This window comes from Cupriavidus sp. WS (genome assembly GCF_000395345.1).
GTDB lineage: Bacteria > Pseudomonadota > Gammaproteobacteria > Burkholderiales > Burkholderiaceae > Cupriavidus > Cupriavidus basilensis_B.
On record NZ_AQPL01000076.1, the window covers coordinates 1 to 8,525 of the forward strand.

The window sequence follows — 8,525 nt, forward strand, 5'->3', positions numbered from 1 at the left end:
CCCGCCGCAGACCCGCGCCCCGGGCCGCGCGGCGGGCGGTGGCCGGTGGTGGCGGGGGGGCTGCAGGGCGGCGCCGTGGATGGCCGGCGCCACTCCGCGCGGCCGGCCGCGCGGCGGCCCGGCGCGCCCCGCGCTGCCGCGCCGGCCGGCTAACTGCTTGATTCCATTGGCGCTTGCGCGTCGGCCGGGCCGCCGAAGCTGTGCCGGTACTGCTGCGGCGAGACGCCGAGCCGGCGGCGGAACACCGCGCGCATGTGATGCGGATCGCGGAACCCGCATGCGTAGGCGACCGTCTTCAGCGGCACCGCGCTGCGCTCGAGCATGACGCGGGCGGCGTCCAGCCGGGCGCTTTCGACGAACTCGGCCGGGGTCGCGCGGGCGTCGCGCGCGAAGATGCGCGAGAAGTTGCGGCTGCTCATCCTGGCCACCGCCGCCAGCCGGTCGAGGGTGAGATCTTCGGTGAGGTGAGCCAGCACATACTGCTGGACCTGCGCCACCGGCGACGCCGCCTCCGCCAGCGGGGTCAGGTAGGGGCTGAACTGCGACTGGCCGCCGGCGCGGCGGATGAACACCACCAGCCGCTTGGCCACGTCGAGCGCCACTTCCTCGCCGTGGTCCTGCGCCAGCAGGTACAGCGACAGGTCGATGCCGGCGGTGACGCCGGCCGAGGTGTAGAGGCTGCCGTCCTGCGCGTAGATGCGGTCCGCCTCCACGCGGGCGGCCGGGCAGCGCGCGGCCAGCGCGGCCACGTCGTTCCAGTGGGTGGTCACGGTGCGCCCGTCGAGCAGTCCGGCGCCGGCCAGCAGGAAGGCGCCGTTGCAGATCGAGCCGAAGCGCGCGGCGCGCTGGCTGGCCTGGCGCAGCCACGCGTACAGCGCGGCGGGAAAGGCCCGCTCGGGCAGCGTGGGGCCGCCCGCCACCAGCAGCAGGCCGGGGACATCGGTGTCGGCGCCGGCGCTGGCGTCGATGTCGGCGAAATGCCGCTGGGGGTGCAGCACCATGCCGTTGGAGCAGGCCACCGGCCCGCGCTCGGTGCCGATCAGCCCGAGCTGGTAGCGGTCCCCGGGCAGCAGGAAGCGGTTGGCCTCGGCGAACACGTCGAGCGGGCCGCTGACGTCCAGCGCCTGCACGCCGGGAAAGACAAGGATGGCGACGGATCGGTTCATGGGCGGGCCGGATGGCGGGAGGCGATGGCCGCCATGTTAGCCGGGCGGCGCGGCCCGCGCTGGCGCGAAAACGCCGCCATTTGGCGCCAGGGCACCGCCGGAGGCGGTTCTGCCCGGGCCGCCCGCTCTCCATACTGGTTCCTGACCGGCGCCGCACACGGCGCGCGCCACCCGACCCGGAGAGACCCCATGACAAAGACCGATGTTGCCGCCGCCGAACGTGTCGGCCCCGCCTTTTCCGTCGACGGCATGCTGCTGGCGCGCGACAAGACGCGCCAGGCCATCCGCGAGATCGCCGCCCGCGTGGCGCCCGGCATGGTCGAGGAAGACGCCGTGGCGATGGCCCGCTCGGTGCTGCTCGACGCCGGCCTCGCGCTGAGCTGGCACCCCACCCGCGTGCGCTTCGGCGGCAACACCATCAAGCCGATGAAGCAAGCCTCGGTGCCCGGCGTGGTACTGCGGGAAAACGACCTTTTCTTCATCGACATCGCCCCGCGCGTGGACGCCTGGGAGGGCGACGGCGGCGCCAGCTTCACGGTCGGCCACGACGCCGAATACGCCCGCTGCGCGCGCGACGCCGAGGCGCTGTTCCACGACGTGCGCGCGGTCTGGCGCAAGGAAGGGCTGACCGGCCACGCGCTCTACGACCACGCCGACCGCACCGCGCGCAAGATGGGCTGGGAGCTGAATTTCGACCTGCCCGGCCACCGCGTCTCGGACTTCCCGCACGCCACCATCTACACCGGCTCGCTGGCCGACCTGGAAAGCTGCCCGCTGCCGATGCGCTGGATCCTGGAAATCCACCTGCGCGACCCGCGGCACCGCTTCGGCGCGTTCTTCGAGGACATGCTGCTGGACGACGCGCACTACGGCTGAACGGGCTCGCCGGGGCCTTTCCCGGGGATTGCCCGAGCAATTTGGTCAAGGTCTCCTGTTGTGGGTTTCCGACGGGGTGGGAAGTCCAAGTCATTGTTTTTACTGTGATTGTGTAATTCAACTCTTATATAAGATATAAGACATTTGACCGCGGGCGCACTTCACTCTACAATCACGGCACAACTAGGTCTTCCCAACCCCTATTACCCCGCAGGATCCCATGCTTGATACCTATCGCGCCCATGTAGCCGAACGCGCCGCGCTTGGCATTCCCCCTCTGCCGCTGACCGCGAAGCAAACTGCGGAGCTGATCGAACTCCTGAAGAACCCGCCCGCCGGCGAAGAGCAGGCCCTGGTCGAGCTGATCACCCACCGCGTGCCGGCCGGCGTGGACGATGCCGCCAAGGTCAAGGCCTCGTACCTGGCCGCCGTGGCGCTGGGCAAGGAAGCCTGCCCGCTGATCACGCGCGCGCGCGCCACCGAACTGCTGGGCACCATGCTGGGCGGCTACAACATCTCGCCGCTGATCGAGCTGCTGGACGACGCCGAAGTCGGCACCGTCGCCGCCGCCGCGCTCAAGAAGACCCTGCTGATGTTCGATGCCTTCCACGACGTCAAGGAAAAGGCCGACCAGGGCAACGCCAACGCCAAGTCCGTGCTGCAAAGCTGGGCCGATGCCGAATGGTTCACCAGCCGCCCGGAAGTGCCGCAAAGCCTGACCGTGACGGTGTTCAAGGTCTCGGGCGAAACCAACACCGACGACCTCTCGCCGGCCCCCGACGCCACCACCCGCCCGGACATCCCGCTGCACGCGCTGGCCATGCTGAAGAACGCGCGCCCCGGCATCACCCCGGAAGAAGACGGCAAGCGCGGCCCGGTCAAGTTCATCGAATCGCTCAAGGAAAAGGGCAACCTGGTCGCCTACGTGGGCGATGTGGTCGGCACCGGCTCCAGCCGCAAGTCCGCCACCAACTCGGTGCTGTGGTTCACCGGCGAAGACATCCCGTTCGTGCCGAACAAGCGCTTCGGCGGCGTGTGCCTGGGCAGCAAGATCGCCCCGATCTTCTACAACACGATGGAAGACGCCGGCGCGCTGCCGATCGAGCTGGACGTGTCGCAGATGGAAATGGGCGACGTCATCGAACTGCGCCCCTATGACGGCAAGGCCTTGAAGAACGGCCAGGTCGTCGCCGAATTCCAGGTCAAGTCCGACGTGCTGTTCGACGAAGTGCGCGCCGGCGGCCGCATTCCGCTGATCGTCGGCCGCGGCCTGACCGCCAAGGCGCGCGAAGCGCTCGGCCTGGCCCCGTCCACGCTGTTCCGCCTGCCGCAGAACCCGGCCGACACCGGCCGCGGCTACACGCTGGCCCAGAAGATGGTCGGCCGCGCCTGCGGCCTGCCCGAAGGCAAGGGCGTGCGCCCGGGCACCTACTGCGAACCGAAGATGACCTCGGTCGGCTCGCAGGACACCACCGGCCCGATGACCCGCGACGAGCTGAAGGACCTGGCCTGCCTGGGCTTCTCGGCCGACCTGGTGATGCAGTCGTTCTGCCACACCGCCGCGTATCCGAAGCCCGTGGACGTCAAGACCCACCACACGCTGCCGCAGTTCATCAGCACCCGTGGCGGCATCTCGCTGCGCCCCGGCGACGGCGTGATCCACTCGTGGCTGAACCGCATGCTGCTGCCCGACACCGTCGGCACCGGCGGCGACTCGCACACCCGCTTCCCGATCGGCATCAGCTTCCCGGCGGGCTCGGGCCTGGTGGCCTTCGCCGCCGCCACCGGCGTGATGCCGCTGGACATGCCGGAATCGGTGCTGGTGCGCTTCAAGGGCAAGATGCAGCCCGGCGTGACCCTGCGCGACCTGGTCAACGCGATCCCGCTGTACGCCATCAAGTCGGGCGAGCTGACCGTGGCCAAGCAAGGCAAGAAGAACATCTTCTCCGGCCGCATCCTGGAAATCGAAGGCCTGCCCGACCTGAAGGTCGAGCAAGCGTTCGAGCTGTCCGACGCCTCCGCCGAGCGCTCGGCCGCCGGCTGCACCGTGCGCCTGAACAAGGAACCGATCATCGAATACATCAACAGCAACATCACGCTGCTGAAGTGGATGATCGCCGAAGGCTACGCCGACGCGCGCAGCCTGCAGCGCCGCATCAAGGCGATGGAAGCCTGGCTGGCCAGCCCCGAGCTGCTGCAGCCGGACGCCGACGCCGAATACGCCTCGGTCATCGAGATCGACCTGGCCGACATCCACGAGCCCATCGTGGCCTGCCCGAACGACCCGGACGACGTCAAGACCCTGTCCGACGTGGCCGGCGCCAAGATCGACGAAGTGTTCATCGGTTCGTGCATGACCAACATCGGCCACTTCCGCGCGGCGTCCAAGCTGCTCGAAGGCAAGCGCGACATCCCGGTCAAGCTGTGGGTCGCCCCGCCGACCAAGATGGACGCCAAGCAACTGACCGAGGAAGGCCACTACGGCGTGTTCGGCACCGCCGGCGCCCGCACCGAAATGCCGGGCTGCTCGCTGTGCATGGGCAACCAGGCACAGGTGCGCGAAGGCGCCACGGTGATGTCCACCAGCACCCGCAACTTCCCCAACCGCCTGGGCAAGAACACCAACGTGTACCTGGGCTCGGCCGAACTGGCCGCCATCTGCTCGCGCCTCGGCCGCATCCCGACCAAGGAAGAGTACATGGCCGACATGGGCGTGCTGAGCGCCAACGGCGACAAGATCTACAAGTACATGAACTTCGACCAGATCGAAGACTTCAAGGACGTGGCGGATACGGTGTCGATGTAAGGCACGGGACCGGCGGTGGTGTGCTCCCCTTTCCCGCAGGCGGGAGAGGGGAGCCAACGGTCGGCACTCCTCGCCAGCAGTCCCAGTCAGGCCCCTTCCCGGGGCCTTTCTTTTTGCCCATTCCACGCTCACGCCTTCACCGCATCATGGCCCGCCTCAAGCTCGAGTTCCCCGAAGACCAGTACTATTACAGCACCCATCTCACGGTGCGCGTGACGGACATCAACAGCGCCAACCACCTCGGCAACGATTCGATGATCTCGATGATCTCCGAGGCGCGCGCGCGTTTCCTGTTCGACCTGCGCAGCGGCGACGGCGAGGCGGCCGAGACCGAGCAGGTCGGCACCATCGTCACCGATCTCGCCACCACCTACCGCAACGAGGCGCATGCGCGCGACCAGCTTTTGTTCGAGGTGGGCGTGATGGACTTCAACCGCTACGGCGGCGACATCACCTTCCGCATCACGCGCCCGAGCGACGGCGCGCTGATCGCGCTGGCCAAGTCCGGCTTCGTCTTCTTCAGCTATGCGCGCAAGCAGGTGATGCCGATGCCGGCGGCGTTCGCCAGCAAGTTTCCCCGGGTCAACTGGGTCGACCGCGGCTGAGCGGCGCCGGCTGCGGCACAGGGAGCCGGCGCAAGGCGAGCGCCTACAAACCGTAGAACGGCCGGTTGGCCTCGATGCGGGCGCGCTCGGACTCGGGAAACCGCCGGTCGGCCAGCAGCTTGCGCAGCGCGGCGCGGCCCTGGTCGAGCGCGCCGATGTAGTAAGCGCTGACCACGAGTTCGTCGAGCGCGCGCCAGGTGTAGACCGAGGTGTCGACGAACAGCGAGTCGTCCGGCACCGCCAGCGCCGCGGCCTGCTGCGCGTACAGGTGCGCCTGCGCGAACTCGCCGCGCAGGCGGTGCCAGCGGGCCAGCTCGCACAGCGGCTCGGCGCGCGCCGGACGCGCCTGGTAGGCGGCCAGGTAGGCGTCGCGCACGGCGCCGGCGGCGACGCTCGCGTCCGCCGCGGCCAGCCGTTCGGTCAGCACGCCGATCTGGAACAGCGCGAACCAGCGCTCCTCGTCCCATCCCTCCAGCGCAGCGCGCGCGCGGTACTGCGCGAGGCTGGCCTCCACGTTCCCCGCGTCGCGGTAGCTCTGCGCGAGGTAGAAGCGGTAGCGCGGATTGGCCGGCTCCTTCTCCAGCGCGCACTCCAGCACCTCGATGTCGCGCAGGTAGGTATGCGGATCGCGCGCCCGCGCGCCGTCGCGCGACACCACGATGGCGGGGCCGTCCAGGTGCTGCCATGCGTGCGGCGCGTCCTGCGTCAGGTATTCGTGCAGCACGCCTTCCCAGCGCCACGGCTGGCCGGCGGCCACCAGCGCGTTGCGCCGGTAGTGCCAGCCGCCCAGCTCGCACAGGAAACGGTAGCCGTCGGCGCTCAGCGCGGGCCAGCGGAAGCCGGGCGGCACGCGCAGGGTCTCGTCGGCGTCGATGAACAGCACGTAGTCGCCGGCGCCGGCGTTGGCGCGCGCCAGCGCTAGCGCTTCGTTGCGGTTGTGGGCAAAGTCCACCCACGGCCGCTCGTGCAGTTCGCCGGGCAGGCCGTCCATGCACGCGCGCACCAGCGCCTGGGTGCCGTCGGTGGAGCCGGTGTCGACGATCGCCCAGCGGTCGATCCACGGCTTGACCGACGCGAGGCAGCGCGCGATCACGGGCGCCTCGTTCTTCACGATCATGTTCAGGCAGATGCGGGGCAATTCGGATGTCCTGTCGGGAGGGTCGGGAGCGCTGTCGGGAGATGCCGCTGCCGGGAGATGCCGGCGGCGCGAGCAGCATACGCGCAGTCGCGCGTTTTCGGCAATGGCGGCGGCGCCGGCTAGCGTGTCTTGCGCAACGTCAGGTTGATGCGCTCGCGCCCGGTCAGCGGGTGGTCGCCGTCGGCCAGCGGCGCGATGCCGTGGAAGGCCAGCCGCGCCGGGCCGCCCCACACCACCACGTCGCCGTGGGCCAGGCGCACGCGCTGGCACGGGTCGGCGCGCCGCAGGCCGCCGAACAGGAAGACCGCGGGCAGGCCCAGCGAGACCGAGACGATGGGCGCGCGCAGGTCGAGTTCGTCGCGGTCCTGGTGCAGGGACAGGCGCGTACCGGGCAGGTAGCGGTTGAGCAGGCAGGCGTCCGGGCTGAACCCCGCGAAACCGGCCTCGGCGGCGGCCGCGCGCGCCAGCGCCAGGAAGCTGGCGGGCATCGGCGGCCACGGCGCGCCGCCGAGCGGGTCCGCCGGCTCGTAGCGGTAGCCGCTGGCGTCGGAGACCCAGCCGAACCGGCCGCAGTTGGTCATCGCCACCGACATGCGCTGCCCGCCCGGCGTGATCAGGTGGCGCCACGGCGCCCGCGCGGCGACCTCGCGCACGGCGGCGAGCAGCGCCTGCTCATGGGCGCGGGCAAAGCCGCGCAGGACGGTCGCGCCGGGCACGAGCGGCTCGGCGTGGGGCGGGTCCAGCTGCGGCAGGGAATCGAAGAGATCGAAGGTCATGGTGGCCGGGGACGCAGGCGGCGGGCCTGCGCTCAAACCACATGGTAGGCGCGATCGCGCGCGCTGGCTCGCGCTGGCGCGCGTGGTCCGCGATGGCCGCCGGCGGGCGGGGCGCTGGTGCGCGCCGGCCCGCCGTGCGCGGCCGGGATCACGCGAAGGTGTCGACCTCGCCGCGGGCCAGGGTGCGCGCGGGCGCGGCAACGGCGCCGGCCGGGGCCGGCTGGCTGCCCGCCGGCGCGCCGAAGGCGGTCTGCTGGCTGCCGGGCTGGCGCTGCTGCTGCGGCTGGCCGCTGCCGGGCTGGCCGGCAAAGCTGTCGGCGCCGACCGAGGCCTGGCCGAGCTGGATGCCGCTGTCGGCCATCGCGCTGCGCAGGTGCGGCAGCGCGGCTTCCACCGCCGCGCGCACGGCGGCGTGCGGGGAGACGAACTGCGCCTGCGCCTGGTCGTTGACCACGCTGAGCACGACCTTGAGCGGGCCGAGGTCGGGCGGGTTGAGCTGCAGCTCGGCGGTGTGGTTGCCCTGCGTCGACAGGCGCACCATCTGCTGGCTGAGCGCCTGCGGCCACTGGCCGTCGCCGACCGGCGGCGCCACCGGCAGCGAGGTCGCGGGCGACAGGCCGCTGCTGGTCGGCGCGGGGCCGGCGGCCATCGTGCCGGCGGCGGCCAGGGTGCTGGCCGCCGTGTCGGCGGGAGCCGCCTCGGTGGCGGCGGGCTCGGCCGCGCGCAGGGCGGCGGCGAACTGCGACGCGCTGGTCGGGGCGGCGGCCGCGGCGGTGTCGGCGGCGGGCGCCAGCGGGCTCCTGGCGCCGGTGGCTTCGCCAGGCTGGAGCGGCGCCTTGTGCTGCTGGCCGGCGGTGCCCTGCTGGCCGGCGGACTGGCCGCCGCCACTGGCGCCGCCGCCTTGCTGGCCGGCGATGGCGGTCTTGAGGCTGGCGGCCAGGTCGGGGCCGGCCTTGGCGGCATCGGTCGTGGCGGCGGTGGCGGGCCGGTCGGCGGCCTGCGTGGCGGCGGTGTGCTGCGGCACGGGCTGCAGCGCGGCGCGCTGGGACGCGATGGTGGCCAGTGTGTCGGCGGCGCTCGAGGCCGCCGCCGCGGCGTCGGCCGCGGCAGTGCCGGCGGCGGCGGCCGACGGCAGCGTGGGGTCCTTCAGGCCGGGCA

The 8,525-nt window shown here is 71.5% G+C and carries 7 protein-coding genes; 3 read left to right on the forward strand and 4 right to left on the reverse strand.

From position 1 onward, the window contains the following. Nucleotides 1-149: 149 nt before the first annotated feature. Nucleotides 150-1,166 (reverse strand): GlxA family transcriptional regulator, encoded by a 1,017-nt coding sequence (locus tag K206_RS37750; protein ID WP_020201832.1) that lies wholly within the window; start codon nucleotides 1,164-1,166, stop codon nucleotides 150-152. A gap of 189 nt (nucleotides 1,167-1,355) precedes the next feature. Between K206_RS37750 and K206_RS0107690 the strand changes: the two genes are divergently transcribed. From K206_RS0107690 to K206_RS0107700, 3 genes are all read left to right on the forward strand, one after another. Then, a complete protein-coding gene (locus K206_RS0107690) occupies nucleotides 1,356-2,042 on the forward strand; it encodes a M24 family metallopeptidase (RefSeq protein ID WP_020201833.1) in 687 nt (228 codons plus the stop codon). Between the two features lie 220 nt (nucleotides 2,043-2,262). Continuing rightward, complete coding sequence (acnB, locus tag K206_RS0107695; protein WP_020201834.1) at nucleotides 2,263-4,848, forward strand: bifunctional aconitate hydratase 2/2-methylisocitrate dehydratase; 2,586 nt, start codon at nucleotides 2,263-2,265, stop codon at nucleotides 4,846-4,848. Between the two features lie 146 nt (nucleotides 4,849-4,994). Further along, nucleotides 4,995-5,453, forward strand: a complete 459-nt coding sequence (locus K206_RS0107700) for a thioesterase family protein (protein WP_020201835.1) — start codon at nucleotides 4,995-4,997, stop codon at nucleotides 5,451-5,453. 43 nt (nucleotides 5,454-5,496) lie between these two features. On the opposite strand, the gene K206_RS0107705 is transcribed toward K206_RS0107700, so the two are convergent. From K206_RS0107705 to K206_RS44625, 3 genes are all read right to left on the reverse strand, one after another. After that, nucleotides 5,497-6,591 carry a glycosyltransferase gene (locus tag K206_RS0107705; RefSeq protein WP_020201836.1) on the reverse strand — a complete coding sequence of 365 codons (1,095 nt, stop codon included), beginning with the start codon at nucleotides 6,589-6,591 and terminating at the stop codon, nucleotides 5,497-5,499. A 119-nt stretch (nucleotides 6,592-6,710) separates the two neighbouring features. Then, a complete protein-coding gene (alkB, locus tag K206_RS0107710; RefSeq protein WP_020201837.1) occupies nucleotides 6,711-7,367 on the reverse strand; it encodes a DNA oxidative demethylase AlkB in 657 nt (218 codons plus the stop codon). A 148-nt stretch (nucleotides 7,368-7,515) separates the two neighbouring features. Continuing rightward, nucleotides 7,516-8,525, reverse strand: a 1,010-nt coding sequence (locus tag K206_RS44625; protein WP_020201838.1) for a flagellar hook-length control protein FliK, incomplete at its 5' end; no start/stop codon positions are given.

Bases quoted from the DNA above. Each gene is read 5' to 3' on its own strand.
- K206_RS0107700 (WP_020201835.1), top strand. From the start codon at position 4,995: ATGGCCCGCCTCAAGCTCGAGTTCCCCGAAGACCAGTACTATTACAGC.
- acnB (WP_020201834.1), top strand. From the start codon at position 2,263: ATGCTTGATACCTATCGCGCCCATGTAGCCGAACGCGCCGCGCTTGGC.
- K206_RS0107690 (WP_020201833.1), top strand. From the start codon at position 1,356: ATGACAAAGACCGATGTTGCCGCCGCCGAACGTGTCGGCCCCGCCTTT.
- alkB (WP_020201837.1), bottom strand. From the start codon at position 7,367: ATGACCTTCGATCTCTTCGATTCCCTGCCGCAGCTGGACCCGCCCCAC.
- K206_RS37750 (WP_020201832.1), bottom strand. From the start codon at position 1,166: ATGAACCGATCCGTCGCCATCCTTGTCTTTCCCGGCGTGCAGGCGCTG.